The sequence below is a fragment of the Lentzea sp. genome (assembly GCF_035525475.1).
Lineage (GTDB): Bacteria > Actinomycetota > Actinomycetes > Mycobacteriales > Pseudonocardiaceae > Lentzea.
Window position 1 is genome coordinate 85,218 of sequence record NZ_DATLEC010000070.1, and the last position, 26,785, is coordinate 112,002.

The following is a 26,785-nucleotide window of genomic DNA, read 5'->3' on the forward strand; positions in this document are numbered from 1 at the left end:
GTGTTCTACGAGATCCGTCGCTACCAGGTCCAGCCGGGACGGCGGGACGAATGGGTCCGCTACATGGAGGACACCATCATCCCGTTCCAGGTCGAGCAGGGGATGTCGGTCATCGCCTCGTTCGTCGACGAGGAGGACCCGGACGGTTACGTGTGGATCCGGCGGTTCGAGGACGAGGAGGAGCGGATCGCGTTGTACGCCAACGTGTACGAGAGCGACCGCTGGCGGGACGAGATCGGCCCGGCGGTGCAGAACCTCGTGTTCGTGGACCAGATGAAGGTCACGAGGGCCGTTCCGACGCCGATCTCCGGGCTGAAGTGAGCACGATCAGCCGTGCGGCGGCAGTCGCGTTGATCGAGGCCGTGCGTCACGAGGCCGCCGCGGCCGGGTTCGGCGTCGCCACGGCGGTCACCGACGCCGGTGGTCATCTAGTGGCCTTCGAACGCGCTGACGGGACGCCGTTCCTCGCCGCCGAGGTCGCGGTGGACAAGGCCTGGACGGCGGCCTCGTTCCGGCTCGCGACGCACACCCTGAACGCCATCGTCGCCGATCCCCAGGTGGCACCGCTGGCCCACCACCCGCGGCTCATGGCCGTGGGAGGAGGGGTCCCTCTGTTCGACGGGGACGTGTGCGTCGGAGGACTCGGGGTCTCCGGCGGGACAGCCCAGCAGGACGTGGACGCCGCCCGCGCCGCGCTGAAGTCGCAGGGGTTTTCCGTCCCGGACTGAGTCGTGGTCGCCCGGCATGCTGGAAGGAGGAGATGCCCGTCCACGCGCGGGTCTGTGCACAGTGCGCTACCAGTCCTCGGACATGGTCGCCGAGGCCGCCGGCCTGTTCGCCGCTCTCGGCGTGCCGCACGCCCCCGTCGACCTTCCCGTCGACGGGGAGGTCGGTCAGGTCTGACGCAGCACGGCAGCCGCGCCGTCGAGGGCGGCGGTGAACGCGTCGGCGGGGTAGAACTCCCGCGGGTCGAGGCGGGTGGCCATCGCCGCGCCGAGTCCGGCCATGCGGGCCACCTCGTCGCCGATCGTCTCGACCGGCCACGGCAGGTGCGGCTGGGAGATGAGCAAGGCCGCGCAGCCGTGCACGGCCGACCACATGCGCAGGGTCAACTGCTCGGCGTCTCCGCGCAGCACGCCGGCTTCGACGCAGGGGCGGACCGCCGCCACGATGTGTTGCAGGCACGCGTTCGCGGCTTCGTGCTGCGCCTCGCCGGCTTCGTCAGGGGCGCTCATCAGCAACAACCTGTACTGCACCGGGTGGTCGACTGCGAACCGCACGTAGGCCGCGCCGGTGCGGCGCAGTGCCCGCATGGGGTCGCCGACGCCCTCGCGGGCATCGCGCATGTGCTTGTCGAGGTTCGCCCACGCCCTGGCGGCCACGGCGCCGACCAGCGCCTGCTTGTCGGCGAAGTGCAGGTAGACCGACGGCGTCTACGCCCTCGCGCCCTACGCGCGCACGCTCGGAGTGGAGTTCGAGGAACTCAAGCCCGCGACCCCGGTCAGTGCCCGGCTGGCGTACAGCCCGGAGCTCTCCACCGCCCACGGCGGTCTGCACGGTGGTGCGCTGATGGGGCTCGCGGACGTGAGCGCGGCGGTCTGCGCGGTGCTGTACGCGCCGCCCGGCGCCATGCCCGCGACGATGGAGTCCAGCTCCCACTTCATGAGCCCGGTACGGGGTGATGCCGCGGCGAAGGCCACCGCGCTGCACGTCGGACGCTCGGTGATCACCGTGAACGTCGACGTCACCGATTCCGAAGGCAAGCTCTGCGTGCGTGTCACGCAGCTGGTGGGCGTGCGCGTCCCGCGTGAGCGGCCGGCGGACGCCGAGTAGGACGCTGCGATGTGGCACTGCTGGCGGTCTTCGCGAGGAAGGGGGGCCACACCACCCCCAGTGGTGTGGCCCCGCTTCACAGTGCTGACGGGTTCGGCGCCGGTCCTAATCCAGGATCGGCCCCGCGGTGAGGAAGTACCGGAACGGTCTCATCACAACCCCCCAGGTTGACTGGTGTGAATACAGTGAAATACGGATTCACACCAGTTGAAGCGAGGTAAGTTAAGCGCGATCCGGACCATGCCGTCAACCGATGTGAAGCATGTAACGTTGGGATGCATCCCAGTCAAGAAGCGAGGTGGGTGGGATGAGCGACCCGGAGCAGCCACGACGGCAGGTCCTGGCCGAGCGCCTCGAGTACCTGTTCCGGTCCATCCGGGAGTCCGGCAAGCGCGAGTACAGCAACGAGGACGTCGCCGCGGCGATCACGCGCGACCAGGGCGTGACGATCTCCGCGTCCTACATCTGGTACCTGCGCACCGGGCAGCGCGACAACCCGACGCTCAAGCACCTGACGGCGCTGGCGACGTTCTTCGGGGTGCCGGCGGCCTACTTCTTCGACGACGCGGTGCGCGAGCAGGTCGAGGGCGAGATCGCGCTCGTCACCGCGCTGAAGGACAACGGCGTGCGGGAAGTCGCGATGCGGGCGTCCGGGCTCTCGGACAGGAGCCTCGACACGATCGCCGAGGTGATCAACCGCGTGCGTGAGCTGGAAGGGCTCCCGCCGAAAGAGTCCTGAAGGCGCGTGCCACCTCGGTCAGCTCGTCGACGTCGAGCGGGGGCAGCCCGGCAGGGCCCGCCGCCACCGGTTCCTCACGGGCCTTCGCCGCGAGCGCGGCGGCCAGCGCCGCCGCCTCGCCGTCCCGCGCGGCGATGCCGGTGTCCCAGTAGGCGCGCAACGCGAGCCGTCCGTCCAGGATCTCGATGACGCAGCGGTAGACCCGCAGGTCGATCGGCACGCGCATGTCCGGTGGCATGAGCGCGATGTCCGGCATGACGTCGTAGCAGGCCCGCCACAGCGGGCGCAGCACGCGGTACCTGCGGTGCTGCTGCCACCGCTGCCCGGCGCGGACGATCTGCGGGCCCCACAGGTAGGCGGTCAGGCCCACCACGAACAGCACCAGGACGACGCCGGACAGCGTGGTGGACACCGGACCCTCCGACCACGACGGCGGCAGGTCCAGGCGGGAGGCCAGGGCGAAGGCCGCCTTGTGCGAGGCGTAGACGAACCCGATCAGGCTGGCGGCCGACCACAGCCGGAGGGCGAACTTCATCGGACCTTCCGCGACGCTGCCCGCGAACTGCCGCGTGAGCCGGACGACGTCCATCAGGACGTAGGCCATGTAACCGAGGTACACGAGCAGGTACTCGGTCACGAAAGGCGCGTGGGCGTATGCCCCGACGAAGTCCTCCGCGTTGTCACCGGGGTCCGCGAGCAGGAACAGCACGATCATCGAGACGAGGGCGACGACCGCGGTCACGGCACGCGCCGCCATGCCGCGCATCGACCGGTTCCCGGAGTGCGCGACGAACACGTGCAGCCAGAACAGGCTGACCACGATGAGTCCGTGCTGGACCAGCCTGACCAGGCTCGCACCCTCGGCCAGCCACGGGATCCGCTGGTAGAGCGGGGGGAGCCCGACCGTGAACCCGAGCGCCAGGAAGAACAGCGCGAAGCAGACCGCCGCGTTGCCGAAGCTCCTCGACGGCCGCCGCACCAGGAGCATCACCCGGTACGCGGTGCAGGCCCACAGCAGCACCACGACGAGGATGTGGAAGGCCCTAAGCACCGAGCACCTCGCGCAGCCTGGCCAGTTCGGGATCGGTCTCGACGTCCTGCGCCACGGTGCCCACGACCTCGAAGCCCGCCCGCATGAGCACGAGCGACGCGAACAGCTCGGCCTCCTGCTCGTGCTCGTTGTCGTAGCTGTCGCGGCACAGCAGCTGCCGCACCACCTTCGGATCCAGGTTCGGCGCGAGCAGCCGCGCGGTGAGGTCGTCCAATTCGGCCACACCGGCGTGGGCGAACACCATGTGCCCGACCTCGTGCAGGATGATGTGCGCGCGATGGGCCTCGCCCACGGACTCGTCGTAGAAGATGTAGTCCGCCTTCTTCGCCGCCACCCACAGCCCGGACGGGTTGGAACTGCGCGATGTCAGCGCGAGCAGGTGAAGAGGCCTGCCGCGCTGCTCGGCCAGTTCGTCGCAGAGGGCCGCGACGTCGAGCGGCGTGCCGATGCGCAGCCGCCGGATCTCGTCCTCGCAGCGCTTCCGCACCCGCGCCAGTTCCACGGAACCCGATCCTAGTGTGCTGCCCCGGGACCGCTTCCGGGCGCCGTGACCGGGCCGGTCAGGCGGTCCTGGCCACTCGCGGTGCGTGGTCGAGGAGGACTTCCGCGGCGGCGCGGGCGTGGCGGCCGTAGCCGGAGTCGTTCAGCACCATGGCGCGGCTCGCGGCACCGTCGGCGAGGGTGACGAGCTGCTCGGCGAGCAGGTCCGGGTCCTGGAAGCCGAGCTCGTCGACGAGACCGGTCACCAGCCTGAGCATGAGCTGCTTCTGCTCGCGGGCGAAGGCGTGCACCCGGCCGGCGGGATCGGGGTGCTCGGCCGCGGCGTGGATGAACGGGCAGCCGTGGACGATGCCGTCCGGCCACGGGGGAACGGTGAACATCGCGAGGAGCCGGTCGTGTGGCGGGATGTCGGTCCGCGTCAGGGTTTCCAGCAGCGTGCAGCCGGACTCCAGGACGTGCCGCAGGTGTGCCAGGACGAGGTCTTCCTTGGTGGGGAAGTGCGCGTAGAGGGTCCGCTTCGACACGGGGGCCTCCGCGGCGATGTCCTCCATCGTGGTGGCGGCGATGCCCTTCCTGGCGAACAGGCTGACGGCGGCGGTCAGCACGCGTTCCCGGCCTCCCCGTCCTGCCCGGCGTGCGCGTCCTTCGTCCATGACCTGAGTGTACGGCGGCGTTTACATAAGGCGTGCTGCTCGTTAGGGTCGCTTAGGTAAACGCAAACGTATACCTAAGGTGGCAGTGTGACGATCGAGCTCTTCGATGCCGCGCAGCGGCTCATCCGCGGCCGGCGGGCGACCAGGGCGTTCCTGCCCGACCCCGTTCCGGACGAGACGATCGAGGCCGTCTTCGCCCTGGCCGGCGCCGCGCCGTCGAACTCCAACGCGCAGCCCTGGCAGGTCGAGGTGGTCAGCGGTGACGCCAGGGACGAGCTCGCCGAGGCACTCCTGTCCGCCCACGGGGCCGGGCGGCGAACGGTCGACTTCCCTTATGACGACAGCATTTACTCGCCGGTGCAGCAACGCAGGCGCGCGGCGTTCGGTGCCACGCTCTACAGCGCTCTCGGCATCAACCGCGACTCCGACGAGCTGCGCGCCGCCTACGACGCCAAGAGCCTCGGTTTCTACGGCGCCCCTCACGTCGCCCTGCTGTACGCGCCGGAATCGGGTGACCCGCGGTTGACCGCCGACGTCGGCATGTATGCGCAGACCTTGTTGCTGGCCATGACCGCGCACGGGGTGGCCAGCTGTCCTCAGGCGCTGTTGAGCTTCTACGCCGACACCGTTCGCGAGGTGCTCGGCGTGACCGGTGGGAAGCTGTTGTTCGGCATCTCGTTCGGCTACGCCGATCCCGCCGCGGAGATCAACGCGGTCGCCGTCGGCCGCGAGCCCCTGGGGGAAACGACGCGCTTCCACCAGTTTCGCCGGCGGCTCGCAGAGTGATGACGACGTTGTCAAATTCGGTCCTTTGTGGACGGATGACGCCCGGCGCCGTCGTCCTGCGACATCCGGGGTGGGGGAGGGATGCCCGAAGGCGCCCCTCCCGCTCGCGGAGCCGGTGCTGCTACTCGAAGACCCCGTAACCCGCGACGGCGTGTGCCCGGACGCCGTCCATGTCGAGCTCCACGCCGATGCCGGGAGTGTCGGGAAGCGTGATGTAGCCGTCCTTCACGATCGAGCCGCTCCCGTCGGGGGCGTGGACGTAGCTGTCCCACACCGCGCGTTCCTCCAGGGCGTGCCACTCCTGGACGAAGAAGTTGGGGATCGCCCCGCACTGGTGCGACGTGGCCATCGTGCCCAGCGGCGTCGACACCAGGTGTGGTGCGAAGGGGATGTAGTGGAGCTCCGCGAGGTTGGCGATCTTCTTGGCCTCGGCGAGGCCGCCGCACTTCGGCACGTCCGGCTCGATGACGTCCACGGCCCCGCGTTCGAGCAGTTCGCGGAATCCCCACCGCAGGTAGAGGTTCTCGCCCGCGCAGATGGGTGTGCGGGTCTGTTCGCGCACCCGCACCAGCGCGTCGACGTTCTCCGCCGGCAGCGGTTCCTCCAGCCACATCAGGCGGAACGGCTCGAGCTCCCACGAGATCCGGCACGCGCTCGGCACGTCGTAGCGGGCGTGCAGGTCGATCGCCAGGTCGACGTCCGGGCCGATCGCCTCCCGGACGGCTGCCACGCGTTCGACCATCGACCGCAGCTCGGCGGCGTTGACCGTGTGGTTGAAGTCGTCGAACTTGGCTGGGTGGTGCAGGTTGTCGATGTCGAACTTGATGGCGGTGAAGCCTTCGGCGACCATCCTCTGTGCCCGGTCGACGCACCCTGCGATCGAGCCCGCCGGGTCGTCGCCGTCGCCGCAGTCGGCGTACAGGCGGATCCGGTCGCGGAACTTCCCGCCGAGCAGCCGGTAGACCGGCTGGCCGGCGGCCTTGCCCGCGAGGTCCCACAACGCGATCTCGATCCCGGACAGGGCGATCACGAACACGCCGCCCTGGGGCCCCGCGAAGACCTTGTTGCGGCGCAGTTTCTCCCAGCACCGCTCGACGTTGCGCGGGTCCTCACCGATCAGGAGAGGTGCTAAGTAGTTGATCATTCCCACGACGGCGCCCGCGCCGGCGTCGGGGTTGGCCTCGCCGAACCCGCTGAGGCCCTCGTCCGTGTCGATCCGCACCAGCGTGGCCTCGCCGTGGTAGGCCACCACCGCTGTCGTGACGTTCACAATCCGCATTTGCTCTCCCGCCGCTGGGTCGTGCATATGAGACGGACTGTCGCGTGTTTCCCAACTTGTCCTATAAGCTGATGACATGCAAAGGGGACAAGAGTCTCCGGACGCTGTCAAGGTCCGGACTCTTCCGGTGCAGGTGGCGGCTCACCTGACCCGGCGCATCGTCAGCGGTGATCTCGAGGACGGCCGGGCCCCTTCGGAGCTCGACATCTCCCGCGAGTTCGGGGTGTCCCGCGTGGTGGCGCGGGAGACGCTCAAGATCCTCGCCTCGCTCGACATGGTCGAGGTAGCGCAGGGCCGCCGCGTCGTCGTGCGCCCTCCGGCGGAGTGGGACTACCTGAGCCCGTTGCTGATCGAGTTGCTGCCCACCGAGATCGTCGGCGAGCTGCTGCAGGAACTGCACCAGATGCGCGTGCTGCTCGAGCCCGAGCTCGCCGCGATGGCCGCGACCAGCGTCACCGGCGAGACGCTGGAGCGGCTCAGGGACGAGCTCGACCGCATGGCGGCGCTCGAGGGCGACCCCAACGCCTACCTCGAGGTCGACCACGAGTTCCACATGGAGATCTGCCGGGCGGCGGACAACCGCATCCTCGACCGGATCATGTACTCCGCCCGCTGGCTCGGCACGGCCAGCCGGCGCATCACCAACGAGGCGCCGGCCGCGCTGCGCAAGGCCACCGCCGACCACACGGAGATCTACGAGGCGCTCGTGGCGGGCGACCCGGCAGGTGCCCGCGCGGCGATGCGCAAGCACCTGGCCAACAACTCCACTCTCCTCGCGGAGAAGGAGCAGCAGACCAGGCGTGCCACCCGGCGCCGCTAGCTGTCCCACCGCACAACCGCACCGCACGGCTTCACCGCACAACCCGCACTGCACGACCGAGATCCGGACCGATGACAAGGGCGGACGAGGCATGGCAGCACCTGCGATCCCGCCGATCCGGCCGGGGCTCACGACATCGCGCGGGTGCGCGGTGCCGTGCGCGTCGCCCGTCTCCGCCGCCATCACCCCCACGACGGTCCTCCGCGGTAGCCGCAACGACTACCGCGTGGAGCTCGTCGGCTTCAGCACATGAACGACCCGGCAGCGGGGCGCACGCCTCGTTGTCCCGCCGGTTGCAACGTCGCCCCGTCGGTACGCGTCCGCTCGACCGGACGCGAGAGGAGTGGTCATGGAAGAGAAAACGGACTTATCGAGGCGCACCTTCCTCGGGGGGATGAGCGCGCTGGGCGTGCTCGGCCTCACCGGGTGCGGGGGCACTCCCGCCGCGCCGCAGGTCGACGTCCAGGTGCCCCAGGCGTTGCTCGACCAGGCGGCCGGCCTGCGCGGCGGGTCGGTGGGGATGCTCTCGCAGAAGCTCTACTCGGAGACCGCGAACAAGGCGCTGGACAGGTCGCTGCAGGTGTTCGCGCAGGCGACGGGGACCACCGTCCGCAACGACCTGGTGTCCGGCGACGCCGGTGACATGGTCGCGAAGATGGACGCCGAGGTGAAGGCGGGCACCAGCCGCGATCTGGCCTTCGTGAGCGATCGGCGGTTCGTCGGCCAGCTCCACAACCTCGGCGCCCTCACCGACGTCACCGACGTGGTCGACGAGATGCGCAAGCTCTACGGGGAACCCGCGACGGAGGCGAGCACGTACTGCGTGTTCAACGGGCGCTGGTTCGCGATCCCCTACCACTTCATCGCGTCCGCGATGTACCTGCGCAAGGACTGGTACCAGGAGAAGGGTCTCCCGCTCAAGCCGCACTACACGTGGGAAGAGTTGCGGGACAACGCTTTGGAGGTCTCCGACCCGGCGAAGCGGCGCTTCGGCTGGGGCCTCACGGTGAACCGCTCCGGCGACGCCAACGGCTTCATCGCGAACGTCATCAACTGCTACGGCGGCGCGATCGCGGACAACACCGGCACGAAGGTGGTGTTCAACTCGCCGGAGACCGTCGCCGCGGTCACGTTCATCGGCGACATCTACACGAACCCGAAGTACACGCCGATGCTGCCACCGGGGATCGGCAGCTGGACCGACTCGAGCAACAACGAGAACTGGCTGGCCCAGATCCTGGGGCTCACGCTCAACCAGTTCAGCGTCTACGCCGACTCGAAGACCAAGAACAACCCGGTCTACGCCAACACCCACCCGTTCAACGGCGCCACCGGACCGGCGATCGACAAGCCGCTCGCGTTCGGCGAGTCCAACTCGTTCGTCGTGTTCAAGGGGGCGAAGAACCCCGACCTCGCCAAGCTGGTGGCGAAGTACATGGTCAGCGGGAGTGCGCTGCTCGGTGTCGCGAAGGGGGCCCCTTGCCTGGTCAACCCCTCGTGGGACAAGGTGTGGGACTCCGACCCGTACTACACCAGCGGTGACCCGGCCTTCCCCGCGCTGCGGGAGCAGACCCGCACGCCGCTCCCGGTGGCCACCAAGACGGGCTTCAAGTTCCCCCAGGCCCCGAGCCCCGGTGAGCAGGCCGCCACCGCCGCCTACCTGCTGACCGACATGATGCAGTCGGTCATCCAGGGCGCCCGGCCCGCCGACGCGGTCGCCTCGACGCACGCCCGGATCGCCCAGGTCTTCGAGCAGCAGGGCTACAAGCAGTGACCGTCCTGCGGACCCGCCCGGCACCGGTTCGCCCGGCGCCGGGCGGGTCGCCGTCGCTCAGCACGACGCAGCGGCGGCTCGGGCGCGACTGGCGCCTCGCCGCGGTGTTCATCGGGCCGACGCTCGTGCTGGTCTCGGGCCTGATCCTGTTCCCGATCGTCAGCTCGGTCTTCACCAGCGCCACGGAACGCCACGGCGCGGAGACCGTGTTCGTCGGGCTGGACAACTACACCGCACTCCTCGGCGACACCGTGTTCCACAAGGGCGTGCTCAACTCGTTCGTCTTCACCGCGTACGCCGAGATCTTCAAGGTGGTCCTCGGTCTCATCGCGGCGATGATGCTGCACCACATGCGCCGCGGCCGGGCGATCATCGCCGGGGTGATCCTGCTGCCGTGGGTGGTGCCGACGGTCGTCACGGCCTTCACCTGGCGCTCGTTGTTCGACCCGATCTTCGGCAGCGTCAACGTCCTGCTCACCGACTCCGGGATCGGGCCGGCGCTCGCCGCGATCGGGCTCGTCGACTCCTGGCCCGCGGAGTGGCTCTCCGATCCCGAGCTCGCGATGCCGGCGGTCATCCTGGTCAACGTCTGGAAGGGCATCCCGTTCTTCACGGTGACGTTCCTCGCCGGGCTCAAGGCCATCGACAGCGGTCTCTACGAGGCGGCGATGGTGGACGGCGCGTCGCCGTGGCAGCGCTTCGTGCACATCACGCTGCCGGGCCTGCGCAACATCATGATCGTGACGGTGCTGCTGTCGTCGATCTGGACGTTCAACAACTTCGACCTGATCTGGCTGATGACCCAGGGCGGGCCGGGGGACGCCACCGCCCCGTACGTGATGGTGGCGTACTCGAAGGCGATCCAGCAGCTGCAGGTGGGCGCGGGCGCCGCGGTCACGCTGGTGATGCTGCCGATCATCGGCGTCCTCGTGGTGATCCTCGTGCGGATGATGCGGCGCAGCGACCAGCCGGGCGCGAGCGACATGGGGCGCAGGCGGTTGACTCCCGGTCAGCGCAGGGCGCTGCCGTGGGTGATCGTCGTGGCCTCGGTGCTCGTGCTGGTCTGGGCGTCGCCGCACATCGTGTGGAAGGCCGCGCTCGTGCTGGGCGTGTTCGTGGTGCTCGCGGCCGCCGTCGGGCGGGTCGTCTCCACGCTCGCCGCGCGGGGCAACCGGCTGGCCGCTCGCCTGGTCAGCGGCACCGGCTCGGGGATCGCGCTCGTGGGCCTGCTCGGGTTCGTGCTCGCCCCGCTCTACTGGATGACGGTCACGGCGTTCAAGTCCGACGCCCAGATCGTCTCGCGCACCGACGACCTCTGGCCGACCCCGTGGAGCACCGAGCAGTTCACCAACCTGTTCACGGGCAGGGCTTTCGGCACCTGGTACGTCAACACGATCCTGGTGTCGGTGGCCTCCACCGCGATCGCACTGGTCTGCGCGGCGCTGGCCGGCTATGCGTTGGCACGGTTGAAGTTCCGCGGCTCGGAGAGCTTCACGGTGACGATCCTGCTCACCTACGTGATGCCGGGCGCGCTGCTGTTCATCCCGCTGTACCAGATGATGAGCGGCATCGGGCTCAACGACTCGTTGTGGTCGCTCGTGCTCGCCTACCCCACGTTCACCCTGCCGTTCGCGACGTGGCTGCTCGTCGGCTACTTCAAGTCGATCCCGGCCGACCTCGAGGAGGCCGCGCTGGTCGACGGCTGCACGCGGTTCGGGGCGTTTCTCCGGATCGTGCTGCCACTGGCCAAACCAGGCCTGCTCGCGGTCGCGCTGTTCACGCTCACCAACGCGTGGAACGAGTTCCTGTTCGCCTTCGTGTTCATCACCAAGGACGACTACAAGACGCTGCCCGTCGGCATGCAGTCGATGATCTTCGGTGACGTCGTGCCGCAGGGGCAGCTGGCCGCGGCCTCGCTGCTGATCAGCATCCCGGTCGTGGCGATGTACGGGTTCGGGCAGCGGTTCCTGACCGAGGGTCTCACCGCGGGGGCCGTGAAGGGATGAGCGGCCCCAGCGAGACACCGGCGATCACGGAGGAGCACGTCGCGACGGCGTCCCGGCCCAGCGACCTGCGCATCACCGACCTGCGGGTCGCCAACGTGACCGGCGTGCCGTTCCGCTCGTCGATCATCAGGATCGACACCAACCAGGGGCTGACCGGCTACGGGGAGGTGCGCGACCAGGCCAGCGCCACCTACGCGCTCATCCTCAAGAGCCGGCTCGTCGGCGAGAACCCGTGCAACGTCGACAAGATCTTCCGCAAGATCAAGCAGTTCGGGTTCCACGGCCGCCAGGGCGGCGGGGTCTCCGGCGTCGAGATGGCGCTGATGGACCTCGCCGGCAAGGCGTACGGAGTGCCCGCGCACGCGTTGATCGGAGGCCGGTTCCGCGACGAGATCCGGTGCTACGCGGACACTCCGTCCCTTCCGGACCCGCACGCGATGGGCGCCAGGCTGCTGGAGCGCAAGCAGCGCGGGTTCACGATGCTGAAGATGGACGTGGGCATCGACCTGCTGTGGGACGTGCCGGGGGCGCTGATCGCGCCTCCGGGCGCCCGCGAGGACCTGACGACGATGCACCCGTTCACGGGCATCCAGGTCACCGGGAAGGGCGTCGAACACCTGGCGTCCTATGTGGACGCGGTCCGCTCCGTCGTCGGCTACGACGTCGCGCTCGCCGCCGACCACTTCGGACACATCGCGCTCGACTCCTGCATCCGGATCGGCCGCGCGCTGGAGCCGTTCACGCTGGCGTGGATCGAGGACCTGATCCCGTGGCAGCTGACCGACCAGTGGCGCCAGCTCACCGCGTCCGTCGCCGTCCCGACGTGCACGGGGGAGGACATCTACCTGCTCGACGGCTTCCGGCCGCTGCTCGACGCCGGCGCCATCCGCGTCGTGCACCCCGACCCGGCGACGGCGGGCGGGATCGCGGAGACCAAGCGGCTCGGCGACTACGCGCAGGAACGCGGAGTCGCGATGGCGCTGCACCTGGCGGCGTCGCCGATCGCGACGATGGCGTGTGTGCACCTGGCCGCTGCCACGGAGAACTTCCTCGCACTCGAACACCACGCGGCCGAGGTGGAGTTCTGGAGCGACCTCGTCACCGACCTGCCGCGCCCGTTGATCCAGAACGGCCACATCACCGTCCCGGACACGCCGGGACTGGGGTTCGGCGACATCGACGAGGAGCTGCTGCGCCGTCAGCTCGACCCGCGCGACCCGGTGTTCTTCGCCGAGACGACGCACTGGGACGGTGAGTCGAGCCACGACCGGCTGTGGAGCTGAAAGCGCCCGTCAGACCCTGGGGCGTGTCCCGCGAGTCTCGTCCGCGGCTCTCATCGAACGGACCTACGGGACGCGCCCTGGCCCCGCTCGGCGCGCCACCGCTCGTACTCGGGCCGGGCCTCGTCCGACAGCGGGTAGTACAGCCGCATGTCGCCGCCCTCGGACAGCCGGATCCGGGAGAACTCCTCCCATTCCGCGTGTTCCTGGGCGACGGCGAGCACAGCGGGCGCGAGCTTGACCGGCACCACGACCGCCCCGTCGTCGTCGGCGACGACGATGTCACCCGGCTCGACGAGCGTGCCACCGCACGCCACCGGCACGTTGACGGCGGCGGGGACGATGTCGGTCTGGGCGTGGTAGTTCGGTGTGGCGCCACGAATCCACAGCCCGAGACCGAGCTTCTTGGCCTCGCCGATGTCGCGCAGGCACCCGTCGACCACCACGCCCACCCCGCCGCGGCCCTTGAAGTAGGTCAGCATCATCTCGCCGAACACGCCGCTGCCCATGTCACCGCGTGCGTCGACGATGATCATGTCGCCGGGCTGGGCGTGGTACATGACGTGCCGGTGCAGCTGCTTCTCCGGCTCCTCGTACTCGTCGACGGGGTAGAGGTCCTCCCGCTTCGGCAGGAACTGCAACGTCAGCGCCGGCCCGGCCACGCGCACGCCCGGCGTCACCGAGACCGGGCCGCGGATGAACGCGCTGCGGATGCCCATGCGGCTGAGCTCGGCGCTGGCTGTCGCGCTGCCGATGGCCGCGAGGGCCGCACTGAGTTCTGCAGGCGGGCGAACGATGTCGTGCGTCTCGACCACGTCGGTAGCTCCCTCGGATCCGCGCTGACCGCAACAACTGTCGGAGAGTTCGATCTGGCTCCGACAGTAGTCCGGTGAACACCGCGAGTCAGTGGTTGTACATGGTCTCCAGCGCGGCACGACGGGTGGCGACGTCGTCGGCGTCGTCGCCGAAGACGAGCAGGTGCAGTGCGGTCTGCTTGATCGGGTTGTCGGTGCGGCGGGTGTCGTGGCCGCCGGTGACGAGGAGCCCTCCGCGCTGTAATGCAGGCTGCAGCGCGGCCAGCAGTGCGGAGATGGGTGCGGCAGTGGTGATCTTCGTGGACTCCGACGGGCGGTCGAGGGCGTCGGGGCGGATGGTGTGCAACGCCATCAACGGAATGGACCCGCTGGTGATGCGGAAGTTGAGGTCGAGCATGACGAGCCTGCCGTCGTAGGTCTGCGCGCAGTCGAGGCTGCACATGCCGCGGTAGCCGACGTCAGCGGCGCGCTGGGCGATCGCCAGGCACTCGGTGAGCAGATCGGCGGGAAGCGGGACGACGAGCCCGAAGCGGCCGCCGGTGTAGACGCCGTCGGCGTCGATGCGCTGGTCGGTGACGGCGAGCAGGCGGGCCCTGCCGTCGGCGGCGACGTAGAGCTGGATGCCCCAGTTCCGGTGGATGTGCAGGAACTCCTCGACGACGACTTCGGTGAGGATGTCGGTGAACGCGGGCAGCGCCACCGGGTCGCCTGCACGGTGGAGGTAGACGTCGAGGCTGGCTCCGTGGGCGGCGTTGGTCGCGGCCTTGAGAACCCAGGACTTCTCGGCGGGGGCGGCCTCGGCGAGCTCGTCGACGGGGACGATCTGACGGCGCGCCTGGAAGCGCGGGTCGACGAACGTGCTGATGCTGGCCTTGTTGTTCAGGTAGCCGACGAGCTCGGCGCTCTTCACGGAACGCTCGTCGGGATACAGCGCAGTCGGTTGCGGGTACTCCATGGACATGCGCAGGCCGTCGCCGAGGGCTTCGGTGACGCGCGTGGCGAATTCGGCTTCGGTGCGGAACTCGCGCGGGTCGGTGCCGACGGGCAGGCCGCCATCGCGGAGGGCGGCGATCAGGTTGGGCTCGGTGCCACCCGCGCTGGTGATGACGGGGGTGTCGGCGGCGACGGCGAGGGGACGGGCGGACAGCACGTCGCGGGTGTTCCGGTGCCTGCTCGACGGCACCGCCGGTTCCTGGGCGGGGCGTGCGCAGACGGCGACATCGGGGCCGTAGATGTCGGTGAGGGTGCGAGGAGCGGCCAGGGTCGGCGTGAGCGCAGAAGCGGTGATGGAAAATCTCCCTCGTGGGGTTGAGCTAGTACCCGGTCCTGGGCGTGGAGTGGTGCGAATCGACCGGGAGCGGTGAAACGCGCCTGGATGAGGCGGCGTCCGCTCCGGGGTGAAGACGCGCCTCCGGGTGTGAACCCCGGAGCGGGCGTAGACCTTCACTGTCTCACGTTTTGCGAGGTTCGGGGTCATGCCGGCGTCGCGGTCAGGACGATTCGTCGCGGACCGCGGGCAGGCCGGCGGCGGTCGCGGCGATGAAGCGCTGCAACGTCGGCCGGAAAGGGGGGAACACGCCCGCGATCCCGGGCTCGCGGGCGTAGAGCTCCGCCAGCGCCGGCGGCGGTTGGGACAGGGGGTACAGCCTGCCGACGAACGCCCCCGCGGCGAACACCACGGACGAGCCGTCCCGGCCGGTCAGCTCCGGGCACGTGGCGATGATCTGCTCGCCGACCTTCGCGTACATGTCGATCGCCCACAGCTTGTAGGTGTGCAGCACCTCGAGCGAGACGTTGTGCTCCAGCATCGTCTCCGCGTGGCCGATCAGGTCGCAGTACAGGGGCCGCTCGGCGAAGGAGTCCGCCAGCGCGGCGGCCATCGGCCCGATGCCGGAGGCACCGGTCAGCCGGTCGCGCACCGCGTCGGCCCAGTCCGTGCCGTCGCGCATGGTGAGCTGCAGGTAGATCTCCTCGCGGGTGCCGAAGTAGCGCAGGACGTTGGACTTCACCAGGCCGACGGCGGCCGCGATGTCGCCCAGGCTGACCTGGGCCACGCCCTTGCCGAGCGCGAGGTCGCGGGCAGCCGCGAGGATCGTCTCCCGCCGCTGCTCCTTCTGGTCCGGGCGCCGTGCCCGCCGGAACGACGCTTCCATGACAGTGGGCACTCTACCAGGTGTTTTTGTTAAAAGTACGGTGTTCCTTTATTGTCTGGCAGGCCAGCACCACCCCTGCACGGCCGGAGGCCAGACTCGTGACCCAGCAGCAGCGTTCTCTGTCCGGGACGGTCGACGAGTTCGTCGACGCGTTCAACGACAACGACCTCGACCGCGTGATGGCGTTCTTCGCGGACGACGCCGAGTACGAGCCGGGCGACGGCGCGAAGCACCGGGGCAAGGCCGCCATCCGCGCGGAGTTCGCACCCCAGTTCGCCGGCAGGTACGGCGCGATGCGCTTCGACGTGCACGACAAGCTCGTCGACGAGCCCGGTCGTAGCGCGGCGATCCGCTGGGCGTGCCGGATCGACGTCTCCGGGCCGCGCGGCCGCGGCGTCTACCCGCTGCTGCGGTTGCTCGGGCTGCTGCGGCACGGCCCGCGCATGGTCTGGCAGGGGATGGACGTCTTCCACTTCGACGCCGACGGCTTGATCACCGGCAAGTACTCCTATGCGAACTTCAAGGTCCCGCCGATGAAGCGCGACCGGGAAGCGCCGTGGAGCACGCCCGCGTGAAGTGCGCTGCCCGCGCGGACTGCGACCGCGGCTCTGCCGTGCCGCGCGCAACGGCCGTGGACCCGCGGTGAAATCTCGGGTGAAGGCACGACTTCGCGCCTTCACCGAAGCGGTGGCCTACCGGGGACCTGTCGCTTCCAACGGCAGGAGCACCCGGAACCTCGTGTCACCCGGCGACGACTCCACCCGGATGCCGCCGTGGTGCTTGTTGACCACGATCCGCCACGAGATCTCCAGCCCGAGCCCGGTGCCCTCGCCGACCGGCTTGGTGGTGAAGAACGGTTCGAAGATCCGGCCTTGCACGTGTGCGGGGATGCCGGGGCCGGTGTCGCCGATCTCCACGACGAGGTGCCTGTCCTGCCTGGAGGTCCGCACGGTCAACGTCCCCGAACCGCCCATCGCGCTCAGGGCGTTGTCGACGATGTTCGTCCACACCTGGTTGAGCTCGCCGGCGTACGCGGGGATGGCGGGAAGCGTCCGGTCGTAGTCCTTGACCACCCGCACGTCCGCGAGCTTCCCGCCGAACATGACCAAAGTGGAGTCGAGCAGCTCGTGCACGTCGACCACCCGGAACGGCGCGCGGTCCATCTGCGAGTACTGCTTGGCGGCACCCACCAGAGTGGACACCCTGGTGGTGGCGTCCTCGATCTCGTTCATCAGCATCTCGGTCTCGACCGTGTACCTGAGCCAGTGCACGGCGGATCCCGTGACGGCCTCGGGGCACCGCGCGAGTGACGTCTCCAGCCACTCGACGTCCAGCCCGGCCGCGACCAGGACGGGCGCGACGTCCCAGCCGCCGCTGATGCCGTGGTCGTCGAGCCAGTCGGCGACCTCGTCCTCGGCGTCGCTGGCCTCCAGGGGGCTGAGTTTCGGTGCCTTGGCGACTCGTTCGACCGCCTTCTCCTGGAGCTTCACCAGCGAGGGCAGCGTGGCCGGGTCGAGCGTCCCCTGCGCGAGAAGGGCGAGTTTGTGCCGCATTCCCGCGACTCGCTCGCGCAGCGCCGCTGTCGCCCGCACGGCGGCCGCGGCCGGGTTGTTGAGCTCGTGGGTGAGGCCCGCGGACAGCGCGCCGAGCGCGGTGAGCCGTTCGTGCTGGCCCACCGTCGCCTGGGTGTTCCGCATGCCCCAGAACAGGCCCTCCAGCAGGTGCATGGCCATCGGGAACCACGCGCGGACCATCGGCCCGAACTCGTCGGCGTCGAACTGCAGCATCGACGTGGCGGTGATCGACTCGACGGTCATCTGGTAGGTCGGCTGGTCGAGCTCCAGGTAGGCCTGGGTGGCACCGAAGTACGAGCCGCGCAGGCTGCTGCGGCTCACCTCGACGCGTTGACCGCCGATGTTGCGGCACAGGGCGACCGTTCCTTCGAGCAGCACGAAGAAGCACGTCGCCGGCTCGCCTTCGGTGAGCACGGCCGTGCCCGCCTCGCGGACCTCGACGTGGCCGTGCCCGGCCAGCCAGTCCAGCTGGGCCTGGTCGAGCTTCTCGAACAGGAACAGCTCGCGCAGTTCGGCCGCGGTGAGCCTCTCCATCAGGACCTCTCCAGGTAGCGGTGGACCAGGGTGACCGCCATGGCGCCCTCACCGACCGCGGACGCGACCCGCTTGACCGACTCCGCCCGGACGTCGCCCGCGACGAACACACCGGGCACGTTCGTCTCCAGGTGGTACGGCGCCCGCTCGAGGTCCCACCCGGAGGGCGAACCGCCGAGGTCGGGACCGGCGAGGAGGAAGCCGCGCTCGTCCCTCTCCAGCGTGCCCTCCAGCCAGTCCGTGCGAGGGGCGGCGCCGATGAACGCGAACAACCAGCTCGCCGCGACGGTCGTCGTCTCGCCGGTCTTGTTGTCCAGCAACGTCACCGTCTCGAGATGATCCTCACCCGTGCCGCCGCGGACCTCCACGTGCGTGCGCACCTCCACGTTCGGGATCGCCGCGAGCTGGTCGATCAGGTACCGCGACATCGACTGCTCCAGCGAGTCGCCCCGCACCAGGATCACCACCTTGCGCGCGTGCCCGGAGAAGTAGACGGCCGCCTGCCCGGCGGAGTTCGCGCCGCCGACCAGGTAGACGTCCTGACCGGCGCAGTTCGGGCCCTCGGTGGTCGAGGCGCCGTAGTAGACGCCCCGCCCGGTCAGCTCGCCGAGTCCGGGCGCGTCGAGCAACCGGTACGACACGCCGGTGGCGAGGATGACGGTGTGGGCGGCGAGCTCGGTGCCGTCGCCGAACCGCACGATGCGCGCGGCTCCCCGGCGCTCCAGGGCGACGACGTCGCGCGTGGTGAGCAGCTCGACCCCGAACTTGACCGCCTGCCTGCGGGCCCGCTCGGTCAGCTGGCCGCCGGACACCCCGTCGGGGAAGCCCAGGTAGTTCTCGATGCGGCTGCTCGTGCCCGCCTGGCCACCCGTCGCGATCCGTTCCACCAGGACGGTCCGCAGCCCCTCCGACCCCCCGTACACCGCGGCGCCGAGCCCCGCGGGCCCGCCACCCACGACGATCAGGTCGTAGAACTCGGCCGACGGCTGCGTGCTCAGGCCCACCTCGGCGGCGAGCTCCGCGTCGGAGGGGTCGACCAGTGCCTTGCCCCCAGCCGTGACCACGACGGGCAGGGTCGTCCCGTCCTGGTGCGCCGCGGTGAGCAGGCAGCGTGCTTCCGGCTCGTCGAGCGCGTGCCAGCGGAAGGGAACGCTGTTGCGCGCCAGGAAGTCGCGCACCTCGTAGGACCGCGGCGACCAGCGGTGCCCGACCACCCGCACCCGCTGCGGTGGCTGCCGGTCGCTCACGGCCCAGGCCCGCAGCTGCTCGTCGAGCACCGGGTAGAGGTTCTGCTCCGGCGGGTCCCACGGCTTGAGCAGGTAGTGGTCGAGGTCCACGACGTTGATCGCCTGGATCGCGGCGTCGGTGTCGGCGTAGGCCGTGAGCAGCACCCGGCGCGCCTGGGGGAACACGTCCATGGCCTGTTCGAGGAACTCGATGCCGTTCATCTGCGGCATCCGGTAGTCGGCGAGCAACGCCGCGACCTCCTCGCCCCGCAGCTTGATCTCGTGCAGGGCCTCGAGCGCCTGGGCCCCGGACTCCGCCCGCACGACGCGGTAGTGCTCGCCGTACATCCGCCGCAGGTCGCGCGCCACCGACCGCGACACGGCCGGGTCGTCGTCCACCGTGAGAATCGAAGGCCGCGCGACGCGACCGGCAGTCGTCATGTGCTCAGTCAAACACCACAACTCGCCGTGGACAGCAGTCGAGGTACCGTCTGGCCGTGACCTCCACTACCTGCGAACACATCGCCGAGCTGGGCCCGGAGCCCGCCCCTGCCACGCCGGAGGGGTGCGAGGACTGCCTGGCCGACGGCGACAGGTGGGTGCACCTGCGCCTGTGCCTCGGCTGCGGCAAGGTCGCCTGCTGCGACTCGTCGCCCAACAAGCACGCCTCGAAGCACTTCGCCGCCGACGGGCACCCGGTCATCCGCTCGTTCGAGCCGGGGGAGACCTGGCGCTGGTGCTTCGTGGACGACACCGTCGTGTGACGTCTTCGTGCGGGCTGCTCTCCCGAGCAGCCCCCACGGCCCGTTGATCAGCCGGCGATCCTGCCGAACAGGTGCGTGGCGGGGGCTTCCGGGTCGTCGCCGTAGAAGAACTCCGCGAGGGCCCGGTGGAACTCGGCGCGGTCCAGCCCGCCGGAGCCGTCCAGGTCCAGCGCGCCGAAGACCGCGGCGCAGTCCTCCGAGGACACGTTGCCCGCCAGGCCGAAGATCTCGCCGAACTCCGCCTGGTCGACCCTGTCGTCGCCGTCGAGGTCGATCAGGTCGAAGTAGCAGTCGGCCACCGGTCCGACCTGCTGCGGGTACAGGGAGGGGTCGGCCAGCGCCTGCCGGAACCCCTCGGTCATCTCCCGCAGGTCGACCTGCCCGTCACCGTCCCGGTCCATCGGCTCGATCACGTTGGCCCAGAACGCGTCCAGGCCGTCGGTCAGCCTGCGGGCGGTCGCGGACTCCGGCGCGGCACCACGGGCCGCGATGTAGCGCTCGCCCATCAGCCGGACGTCCTCGCGGGTGATCACCCCGTCGCCGTCGACGTCCGCGCCGTTGAACCACTGGCGGTACTTGAGATCTCTGACTCCAGTCACGGGCACGGAAAGTAGGCACGCCACCACCCGGTGTCCAGCGACGCGACCAAGCGCAGCGGTCAGATCATTCGTTCGTGTGGTGTCAGCTCGGCGGCACGAGGTCCGGCGGTGCGAAGGCGAGCACGTCGGGGACGGGCCCGTCGTAGCGCTCGACGTCGACCAGCGCGCTGTGGGCACTCGGCCCCTGGGACAGGCGCGAGCACGGTCGATCCGCAGTCAGGACGTTCGGGTTGCCGTGGCGGTCCAGTGTTCCGCTCATGCCCGGCTGGACCGGGTCCCACCACGCTCCCGTGGACAGCTGCACGACGCCCGGCATGACGTCGTCCGACAGGACCGCGCCCGCGAGACAGCTGCCGCGGTCGTTGTGGACGCGCACGACCATGCCGCTTTCGATGCCGCGTGCCGCGGCGTCCGCCGGGTTGAGCGTCACCGGCTCACGGCCGTGGATCTTCGAACCGAGGCTGTGGCCACCGTTGTCGTACTGGCTGTGCAGGCGTGAGGCGGGTTGGTTCGAGATCAGGTGCAGCGGGAACCGGTCCGACAGGCCGGCGCGGAGCCACTCCGCCGGTTCGAACCACTTCGGGTGCCCGGCGCAGTCGTCGTAGCCGAACGAGTCGATCTCCTCGGAGAAGATCTCGATCCGGCCGGACGGCGTCGGCAGGGGGAAGTGCTCCGGGTCCGTGCGGAGGTCCTCGAAACTGCCGGGGAACGGTCCGGTCAGCGCCGGCAGCTCGGCGGTGGAGCTCTGCCAGAAGTCGTCGAAGCCCGGCAGGACGTCACTGCCGAGTTTGGCCCTCGTCTGCTCGTAGAGGTGGCGGACCCAGTCGGTCTCGGAGCGCGACTCCGTGAACTCCTGCTCGAACCCGAGCCGGGAGGCCAGGGCGGCGAAGATCTGGTGGTCGGTGCGCGACTCGCCTGCCGGCTCGCGGACCTTCGGCATCGCGACGATGTGGGGGTCCGAGAACCCGGCGGCGAAGTCGTCGCGCTCCAGGGTGGTGGCGACGGGGAGGACGATGTCCGCGAACTTGGCCGTCGTGTTCCACCAGGCCTCGTGGACCACCACCGTGTCCGGGGCCTGCCAGGCGCGGGTGAGCCGGTGGAGGTCCTGGTGGTGGTGGAACGGGTTCCCTCCGCACCAGTAGATCAGGCGGAGGTCGGGCAACGTGAGGCGGCTGCCGTCGTAGTCGATGACCTGGCCGGGATTCAGCAGGGCGTCGGCGATCCTCGCGACGGGGATGAAGTCCGGAACCGGGTTGGAGACCGCCGGGATCGTCGCCACGAAGGCGCGGTCCGGGGCGACGCCCGTCGCGTCCATCGTCGCGTACCCCGCGCCCCAGCCGCATCCCGGCCGGCCCATCGATCCGGCCATGGCGGCCAGCACGACGGACATCCAGATCGGTTGTTCGCCGTGGTCCGCCCGTTGCACCGCGTAGTTGACCATGATGAGCGAACGCCGCGCGGTGAGGCGGCGAGCCAGGTCGGTGATCGTCTCGCGGCTGATGCCGGTGATCTCCGCTGCCCAGGCGGCGTCCTTCGGGACGCCGTCCTGCTCGCCGAGCAGGTAGGAGGCGAAGCGGTCGAACCCGACGCAGCACCGGCTCAGGAAGTCCTCGTCGTGCCACCCGTTGACCAGCATCGTGTGCGCGATGCCGAGCATCGCGGCGGTGTCGGTGTTGGGGACGACGGGCAGCCACTCGGCGTCGAGGAAGCCGGCGGTGTCGCTGCGGATGGGGCTGACATTCACGAACCGCACCCCGGCCTCACGGCACTGGCGTTGCAGGTCCCGCGTCTGGTGCCTGGCCAGCCCGCCGGGGTTGATCTGGCTGTTCTTGAGGGCCAGCCCTCCGAACGCCACCACCAGCTCGCAGTTCGCGGCTATCTCGTCCCACATCGGCATCCGGCTCTGGTAGCTCCACGGATGACCGCCGATCACGTGGGGGAGGATGACCTCCAAAGCCGCGGTGCTGTAGGTGTTGCGGGAGTCGGTGTAGCCCCCGCCCAGCGCCAGGAACCGGTGGAGCTGTCCCTGCGCGTGGTGGAACCTGCCCGCGCTCGCCCAGCCGTAGGACCCGCCGAACACCGCGCTGTCGCCGTGCCGCGAACGAACCCGGCGGAGCTCGTCGCTCACCAGCGTGATCGCGTGGTCCCAGCTCACCTCCACGAAGGCGTCCGAGCCCCTGGCCGTGCCGCGCTCGCCGTCCAGCCAGCCCTTGCGCACGGCGGGGCGCAACACGCGAGCGCTGTCGTCGGCGGCTCTCACCATTCCGGGGCCGATGGGCGACGGCGCGGGGTCGTCGTGCGTCGGCTCGATCCGCACCAACCGGCCGGAGTCGACCACGGCGACGTAACTGCCCCAATGCGTTGCGACCGAGACGCGTCGTTCCATCACGCATCAACTCCACTGGCCGGTGACCTGGCCGTCCACGGTAGCGCCGACCAGGCCGGTGGCCACAGAGGCGAAACGGGTCAGCCGGGCACCTCGTCCAGGTACGCCTGCGCCTGCAACGTGAACAGCTCGGCATACCCCGCCTTGGCCGCCATCAGCTCCTCGTGCGTCCCGTACTCGGCGACCTTCCCGTGCTCCAGCAACAGGATCCGCTCCGCCTGCCGCACGGTCGAGAACCGGTGCGAGATGTACAGCGTCGTGCGGCCCTCCGACAGCTCCCGCAGCCGCGAGAACAGGTCGTGCTCGGCCCGCGCGTCCAGCGCCGACGTCGGTTCGTCGAGCACCAGTATCGGCGCCTCCCGCTGGAACGCCCTGGCGAGCGCGATCTTCTGCCACTCACCGCCCGACAGGCTGACGCCCTGGTCGAACCAGCGGCCGAGCGGGCTGTCGTACCCCTGGGGCAGCCGCTCGACGCGCTCGTCCGCGCCGGCGCGGCGTGCCGAGTCCTCGATGTGCGGCCTGTCCTCGAGCCGAGTGAGGTCGCCGAGACCGATGTTCTCCGCGGCCGTGCCCTGGTACGTCACGTAGTCCTGGAACATCGCGCTGATCCGCGTGCGCAGCTCGACGGGGTCGTACTCGCGGATGTCGACGCCGTCGAGCAGGATGCGGCCGCCGGTCGGGTCGTAGAGCCGGCAGAGCAGCTTGAACAACGTCGACTTGCCCGCGCCGTTGCGACCCACCACCGCCACCGTCTCGCCGGGCCGGATCTCGAAGCTGACGGCGTCCAGCGCAGGTTCCTCGGCGCCCGGATAGCTGAAGGTCACCGAGTCGAACTCGATGTGCCCCTCCACCGCGGACGGCATCGGCCGCGGCGACGCGGGTGCCGTGATCTCCGGCTTCGTGTCCAGGAACTTGTACAGCGTGTCGAGGTAGAGGTTGTTCTCGTACATCCCCGAGAACGCCGTGAAGAGCCCGGACACCGACGTCTGCACGGACGCCGCCGCGGCCGTGTACAGCGCCAGGTCTCCCAGCGTGAGCCGTCCGCCGACCGCTTCCAGCGCGATGTACAACGTGATCGCCGACCCCGCGAGCGTGCTCAGCAGCCCCCAGGACGTCGAACTGATGTTGCGGTTGACCGTCAGCTTCCGCTGTCGCTCGTAGGAGACGGTGCCGAGCCGGCGGAACCGGTCGACGAAGTACGGGCCCAGCCCGAAGAGCTTCGTCTCCTTGGCGTAGGTGTCCGTCGTGACCAAGGAGGACAGGTAGTCCATCCGCCGCTTGATCGGCGACATCACGAAGGTCAGCCAGAACGCGCGCGAGCCGTACTTCGACTGCGAGATGAACGCGGGGATCGGCGCCACCAGCGCGACCAGTGCCAGCAGCGGGCTGATCGAGACGAGCAGCGCGACCATGCTGCCGAACGTGATCAGCGTCCGCAGCAGCCCCAGCGCGGAGTTCATCATCGACAACGGCCGCGTCGGCGCTTCCTGCGCGGCCTGGCGCAGCATGTCGTACGACGTCGAGCCCTCGAAGTACGCGAGGTGCAGCTCGCTGGCGTGCGCCATCACCTGGTGGCGGATGGTCAGCGTCATGCGTTCCTGCAGCAGCGTCTGCGCGATCGACGTCAGCGCGCTGCTGAGCGCGGTCCCGGCGAGCACGCCGAACTGGAGCAGCGCGACCTCGGCGATGTCACCCGTGGTGCCGGTGTGCTGGATCGCCGCGACGACGGAGTCGAGCAGCAGCTTCGCGATGTACGCGGTAGCGGTCGGCAGGAGCCCCGACAGGAGCGTGATCAGCGTCAGGAGGATCGTCAGGACAGGGCTGGCCTGCCATGTCAGCCTCGCGACCTTTGGCAGACCGCGGACGGTGCCCGCGACGGACGCCTTCGCGCGCTTCAGCCGTGAGCGCAGGTCCTTCGGTTCGTCGTCCTGCTTCGGTTCGGGAATGTCGACGGGTCCGGTGAGCCCGCTGTCCGGCACCGTCGTGGCGCGCCGCCGACGGCCGCGCCGGCCCAGCGCGAACTCCATGCCCGGCATCATCCGACCTCCACGGCGCCGTGCAGGAAGAAGTCGACCACCTGGCGCGTGGTGGGCGCGTCGACGTCCGGACTCAGCCGCCGGCCGCCGAACAACAAGGTGAGGAAGAGGGTGGCGAGCTGCTCTGGAGGCAGCCGCAGCCGCTCCTTCTCCGGCGTGAACAGCTCGACCATCGCCCCCCGGATGGCGGCCATCGACTCGCGGCGCCCACCCTTCCAGCTGCCGCGCTGGCCCTGTTCGGGGTCGCGGTGCTTGATCCGGCCGGACGCGTGCAGCGCGCTCATCAGCGCGCCCATCCGCTCGAGGTGCGCGCCGAGCGTCTCGGCGGCTTCGACGAGCCGGTCTTCCAGGGGTTGGTCGACGGGGATCTCGGCGATCGCGTCGAGCACGTGGTCGGGCCTGAGAGCCTCGGCCGTGCAGGCGTCGAACAGCTCGTCCTTGTCCTTGAACGCGCGGAAGACGGTGCCCTCGCCGATGCCGGCGGCACGGGCGATCTGGCTGCTCGTCACGTTCGCGCCGTGCTCGATCAGGAGCGGCAGCACCGCGTGGACGATCATGGCGCGCCGGTTCTCGGCGCTCATGCTCGGCGCTCTTCGCCGTGTTTCGGATGCTGGTGTCATGCGCCCATAGTGCGGAGTGAGTACTCACTCCGTCAAACGAGTATGAGTGCGTTCCGATTCTTCGACGCGTCCGACGCGTCCTACTCGGCAGGTGTGGCGTCTGCCGGTTCGAGTACGACGACGGGGATCTTTCGCTCCGTGTAGCTCGCATACGCCGCATAGGGCTTGTAGACCGCCACTGCCCGCTCCCACAGCCGGGCCCGCTCCGCCCCCTCGGCGACCCGCGGACGGACTCGCCGGCGTTCGCCGCCGGGCAGCTCCACCTCGGTGGTCGTCATCGCCATCAGGTTGTGGAACCACGCCGGGTGCGCGTCCACGCCGCCCTTCGACGCGACGATGACCAGCCGTGGCGAGTCGTCGACGTAGATCAGCGGGCTGGTCCGGGACTGGCCCGACTTGCGGCCGACGTGGTTGAGCAGCAGCACGGGCGCGCCGCCGAAGAAGGTCCCGCCCACCTTGCCGCCGGTCTTGCGGAACGCGAACGTGTTGATGCGCGCCATGAGCCGGTTCAGCTTCCAGAAGGGAGACGTCGGCGCGGGAGGTTTCGGCATGGCGAGATACTGTCACTGACTGCCAAGTGTCGTCAACTGACAAAAGTCTGACTCTGACGTGATTGTCGTAGGCTGAGCGGCATGGAGAAGCGCGGTCTGCGGGAGAGGAAGAAGCAGCGGACACGGGAAGCGTTGATCGACGCGGCTCACGCGTTGTTCTGCGCCCACGGCTTCGAGGCCACGACCATCGACCAGATCGCGGAGGCCGTGGAGGTCTCATCGCGGACGTTCTTCCGGTACTTCACCTCGAAGGAGGACGTCGCGCTGTCGCTCGCGGACGACCAGATCACGGCGGTGCTCGAGGCGTTCGCCGCGCAACCCGCCGACGCGCCGGTGCTGACCGCGTTGCGGACGGCCGCTGTCGACGTCGTGCGGGCGTACGAGGCCGAGGCGCGCTACCACAGCCTGCAGAACCTGATCTCGGTGAGCCCGGCGCTGACAGCCGCACGTGTCGAGCGGGCGGCCGCACGGTTCGGTGACGTGGCGCGTCTGATCGGCACCCGGATGGGGGTGGACCCGGACGTGGATCCCCGGCCGTGCCTGGTGGCCTCGGTGGCGTTGTGCGCGGTGCCGACGGCGGTCGTCGCGTGGCGAGCCGCCGGCCGGCGGGCCCCGGAGTCCGAACTGACCGGGCAGGCGTTCGACCTGCTGTCCGCCGGCCTCGACTATCCCGCGCAGCCCGCCGGCCGTGCTGAGGGCGACTGCGAGCAGGCATGACGCAACGCTGATCGTCGATCTCTGTTCACCTGGCGGAATTCGGGGCTTCGCACCGGGTTCCGGTCCAGCAGGCTGAACGGGTGCATGA

28 protein-coding genes and 1 pseudogene are annotated in these 26,785 nt (G+C 69.7%); 14 read left to right on the forward strand and 15 right to left on the reverse strand.

Going from position 1 to position 26,785, the window contains the following annotated elements:
* From VM306_RS12285 to VM306_RS12295, 3 genes are read left to right on the forward strand one after another with little or no spacing between them, the layout of a single operon-like run.
* Entirely contained in the window at nucleotides 1-321 is a 321-nt protein-coding gene (locus tag VM306_RS12285; protein WP_325514291.1) for an NIPSNAP family protein, read from the forward strand.
* Entirely contained in the window at nucleotides 318-728 is a 411-nt protein-coding gene (locus VM306_RS12290) for a heme-binding protein (protein WP_325514293.1), read from the forward strand. The genes VM306_RS12285 and VM306_RS12290 overlap by 4 nt, the downstream gene beginning before the upstream one ends.
* A 16-nt stretch (nucleotides 729-744) precedes the next feature.
* Nucleotides 745-903: a hypothetical protein gene (locus VM306_RS12295; protein WP_325514295.1), complete on the forward strand. Its 159-nt coding sequence runs from the start codon at nucleotides 745-747 to the stop codon at nucleotides 901-903.
* On the opposite strand, the gene VM306_RS12300 is transcribed toward VM306_RS12295, so the two are convergent.
* On the reverse strand, nucleotides 894-1,382 hold the full coding sequence (locus tag VM306_RS12300) for a TetR-like C-terminal domain-containing protein (RefSeq protein ID WP_325514297.1): 489 nt from the start codon (nucleotides 1,380-1,382) through the stop codon (nucleotides 894-896). The two genes, VM306_RS12295 and VM306_RS12300, sit on opposite strands and share 10 nt — an antisense overlap.
* A gap of 61 nt (nucleotides 1,383-1,443) precedes the next feature.
* On the opposite strand from VM306_RS12300, the pseudogene VM306_RS12305 reads away from it, so the two are divergent.
* Nucleotides 1,444-1,833: pseudogene (locus VM306_RS12305) on the forward strand (PaaI family thioesterase); the annotation flags it as partial.
* A 307-nt stretch (nucleotides 1,834-2,140) separates the two neighbouring features.
* Nucleotides 2,141-2,572: a helix-turn-helix domain-containing protein gene (locus VM306_RS12310; RefSeq protein WP_325514299.1), complete on the forward strand. Its 432-nt coding sequence runs from the start codon at nucleotides 2,141-2,143 to the stop codon at nucleotides 2,570-2,572.
* Here VM306_RS12310 and VM306_RS12315 read toward each other — a convergent pair.
* The 3 genes from VM306_RS12315 to VM306_RS12325 are packed head-to-tail and all read right to left on the reverse strand — an operon-like array spanning nucleotide 2,526 to nucleotide 4,777.
* Nucleotides 2,526-3,623, reverse strand: a complete 1,098-nt coding sequence (locus tag VM306_RS12315) for an MAB_1171c family putative transporter (protein WP_325514301.1) — start codon at nucleotides 3,621-3,623, stop codon at nucleotides 2,526-2,528. The genes VM306_RS12310 and VM306_RS12315 overlap by 47 nt on opposite strands.
* Complete coding sequence (locus VM306_RS12320; RefSeq protein ID WP_325514303.1) at nucleotides 3,616-4,125, reverse strand: toxin; 510 nt, start codon at nucleotides 4,123-4,125, stop codon at nucleotides 3,616-3,618. Before VM306_RS12320 ends, VM306_RS12315 begins: the two co-directional genes overlap by 8 nt.
* Nucleotides 4,126-4,183: 58 nt before the next feature.
* Nucleotides 4,184-4,777, reverse strand: coding sequence for a helix-turn-helix domain-containing protein (locus VM306_RS12325; RefSeq protein ID WP_325514305.1), 594 nt, complete (start codon nucleotides 4,775-4,777; stop codon nucleotides 4,184-4,186).
* A gap of 87 nt (nucleotides 4,778-4,864) precedes the next feature.
* On the opposite strand from VM306_RS12325, the gene VM306_RS12330 reads away from it, so the two are divergent.
* Entirely contained in the window at nucleotides 4,865-5,563 is a 699-nt protein-coding gene (locus VM306_RS12330) for a nitroreductase (RefSeq protein WP_325514307.1), read from the forward strand.
* Between the two features lie 121 nt (nucleotides 5,564-5,684).
* Here VM306_RS12330 and VM306_RS12335 read toward each other — a convergent pair whose 3' ends face one another.
* Nucleotides 5,685-6,842: a mandelate racemase/muconate lactonizing enzyme family protein gene (locus tag VM306_RS12335; RefSeq protein WP_325514309.1), complete on the reverse strand. Its 1,158-nt coding sequence runs from the start codon at nucleotides 6,840-6,842 to the stop codon at nucleotides 5,685-5,687.
* A 127-nt stretch (nucleotides 6,843-6,969) separates the two neighbouring features.
* On the opposite strand from VM306_RS12335, the gene VM306_RS12340 reads away from it, so the two are divergent.
* The 5 genes from VM306_RS12340 to VM306_RS12360 all read left to right on the forward strand — a co-directional run bounded on the left by VM306_RS12340 (nucleotide 6,970) and on the right by VM306_RS12360 (nucleotide 12,725).
* Nucleotides 6,970-7,662 (forward strand): FadR/GntR family transcriptional regulator, encoded by a 693-nt coding sequence (locus tag VM306_RS12340; RefSeq protein ID WP_325514311.1) that lies wholly within the window; start codon nucleotides 6,970-6,972, stop codon nucleotides 7,660-7,662.
* 91 nt (nucleotides 7,663-7,753) lie between these two features.
* Nucleotides 7,754-7,915 carry a hypothetical protein gene (locus VM306_RS12345; protein WP_325514313.1) on the forward strand — a complete coding sequence of 54 codons (162 nt, stop codon included), beginning with the start codon at nucleotides 7,754-7,756 and terminating at the stop codon, nucleotides 7,913-7,915.
* A 96-nt stretch (nucleotides 7,916-8,011) separates the two neighbouring features.
* A complete protein-coding gene (locus tag VM306_RS12350) occupies nucleotides 8,012-9,436 on the forward strand; it encodes an extracellular solute-binding protein (protein ID WP_325514315.1) in 1,425 nt (474 codons plus the stop codon).
* Nucleotides 9,433-11,442, forward strand: a complete 2,010-nt coding sequence (locus VM306_RS12355) for an ABC transporter permease subunit (RefSeq protein WP_325514317.1) — start codon at nucleotides 9,433-9,435, stop codon at nucleotides 11,440-11,442. The genes VM306_RS12350 and VM306_RS12355 overlap by 4 nt, the downstream gene beginning before the upstream one ends.
* Nucleotides 11,439-12,725 carry a mandelate racemase/muconate lactonizing enzyme family protein gene (locus tag VM306_RS12360; RefSeq protein ID WP_325514319.1) on the forward strand — a complete coding sequence of 429 codons (1,287 nt, stop codon included), beginning with the start codon at nucleotides 11,439-11,441 and terminating at the stop codon, nucleotides 12,723-12,725. The genes VM306_RS12355 and VM306_RS12360 overlap by 4 nt, the downstream gene beginning before the upstream one ends.
* A gap of 50 nt (nucleotides 12,726-12,775) precedes the next feature.
* On the opposite strand, the gene VM306_RS12365 is transcribed toward VM306_RS12360, so the two are convergent.
* The 3 genes from VM306_RS12365 to VM306_RS12375 all read right to left on the reverse strand — a co-directional run bounded on the left by VM306_RS12365 (nucleotide 12,776) and on the right by VM306_RS12375 (nucleotide 15,690).
* Nucleotides 12,776-13,537, reverse strand: a complete 762-nt coding sequence (locus VM306_RS12365; protein WP_325514321.1) for a ribonuclease activity regulator RraA — start codon at nucleotides 13,535-13,537, stop codon at nucleotides 12,776-12,778.
* 88 nt (nucleotides 13,538-13,625) lie between these two features.
* Nucleotides 13,626-14,720 (reverse strand): hypothetical protein, encoded by a 1,095-nt coding sequence (locus tag VM306_RS12370; protein ID WP_325514323.1) that lies wholly within the window; start codon nucleotides 14,718-14,720, stop codon nucleotides 13,626-13,628.
* 307 nt (nucleotides 14,721-15,027) lie between these two features.
* Nucleotides 15,028-15,690, reverse strand: coding sequence for a TetR/AcrR family transcriptional regulator (locus VM306_RS12375; protein WP_325514326.1), 663 nt, complete (start codon nucleotides 15,688-15,690; stop codon nucleotides 15,028-15,030).
* A 98-nt stretch (nucleotides 15,691-15,788) separates the two neighbouring features.
* Between VM306_RS12375 and VM306_RS12380 the strand changes: the two genes are divergently transcribed.
* Nucleotides 15,789-16,265 (forward strand): nuclear transport factor 2 family protein, encoded by a 477-nt coding sequence (locus VM306_RS12380; RefSeq protein WP_325514328.1) that lies wholly within the window; start codon nucleotides 15,789-15,791, stop codon nucleotides 16,263-16,265.
* 117 nt (nucleotides 16,266-16,382) lie between these two features.
* Here VM306_RS12380 and VM306_RS12385 read toward each other — a convergent pair whose 3' ends face one another.
* Together VM306_RS12385 and VM306_RS12390 are read right to left on the reverse strand one after the other, a co-directional pair.
* Complete coding sequence (locus VM306_RS12385) at nucleotides 16,383-17,798, reverse strand: ATP-binding protein (protein ID WP_325514330.1); 1,416 nt, start codon at nucleotides 17,796-17,798, stop codon at nucleotides 16,383-16,385.
* A complete protein-coding gene (locus VM306_RS12390) occupies nucleotides 17,798-19,465 on the reverse strand; it encodes an FAD-dependent oxidoreductase (RefSeq protein WP_325514332.1) in 1,668 nt (555 codons plus the stop codon). Before VM306_RS12390 ends, VM306_RS12385 begins: the two co-directional genes overlap by 1 nt.
* Nucleotides 19,466-19,521: 56 nt before the next feature.
* Here VM306_RS12390 and VM306_RS12395 point away from each other — a divergent pair, with 56 nt between their 5' ends.
* Nucleotides 19,522-19,788 carry a UBP-type zinc finger domain-containing protein gene (locus VM306_RS12395; RefSeq protein WP_325514334.1) on the forward strand — a complete coding sequence of 89 codons (267 nt, stop codon included), beginning with the start codon at nucleotides 19,522-19,524 and terminating at the stop codon, nucleotides 19,786-19,788.
* Nucleotides 19,789-19,835: 47 nt separating this feature from the next.
* On the opposite strand, the gene VM306_RS12400 is transcribed toward VM306_RS12395, so the two are convergent.
* From VM306_RS12400 to VM306_RS12420, 5 genes are all read right to left on the reverse strand, one after another.
* Nucleotides 19,836-20,387, reverse strand: a complete 552-nt coding sequence (locus VM306_RS12400) for an EF-hand domain-containing protein (protein ID WP_325514337.1) — start codon at nucleotides 20,385-20,387, stop codon at nucleotides 19,836-19,838.
* A gap of 82 nt (nucleotides 20,388-20,469) precedes the next feature.
* The gene (locus tag VM306_RS12405; protein ID WP_325514433.1) at nucleotides 20,470-22,773 is read right to left on the reverse strand and encodes a molybdopterin-dependent oxidoreductase; all 2,304 of its coding nucleotides are present in this window, start codon (nucleotides 22,771-22,773) and stop codon (nucleotides 20,470-20,472) included.
* Nucleotides 22,774-22,853: 80 nt separating this feature from the next.
* Entirely contained in the window at nucleotides 22,854-24,800 is a 1,947-nt protein-coding gene (locus VM306_RS12410) for an ABC transporter ATP-binding protein (RefSeq protein ID WP_325514339.1), read from the reverse strand.
* Between the two features lie 8 nt (nucleotides 24,801-24,808).
* Nucleotides 24,809-25,390 (reverse strand): helix-turn-helix domain-containing protein, encoded by a 582-nt coding sequence (locus VM306_RS12415; RefSeq protein ID WP_325514343.1) that lies wholly within the window; start codon nucleotides 25,388-25,390, stop codon nucleotides 24,809-24,811.
* A gap of 119 nt (nucleotides 25,391-25,509) precedes the next feature.
* Complete coding sequence (locus VM306_RS12420; RefSeq protein ID WP_325514347.1) at nucleotides 25,510-25,980, reverse strand: nitroreductase family deazaflavin-dependent oxidoreductase; 471 nt, start codon at nucleotides 25,978-25,980, stop codon at nucleotides 25,510-25,512.
* Between the two features lie 81 nt (nucleotides 25,981-26,061).
* On the opposite strand from VM306_RS12420, the gene VM306_RS12425 reads away from it, so the two are divergent.
* Nucleotides 26,062-26,697, forward strand: a complete 636-nt coding sequence (locus VM306_RS12425; protein WP_325514352.1) for a TetR family transcriptional regulator — start codon at nucleotides 26,062-26,064, stop codon at nucleotides 26,695-26,697.
* Nucleotides 26,698-26,785 lie beyond the last annotated feature (88 nt).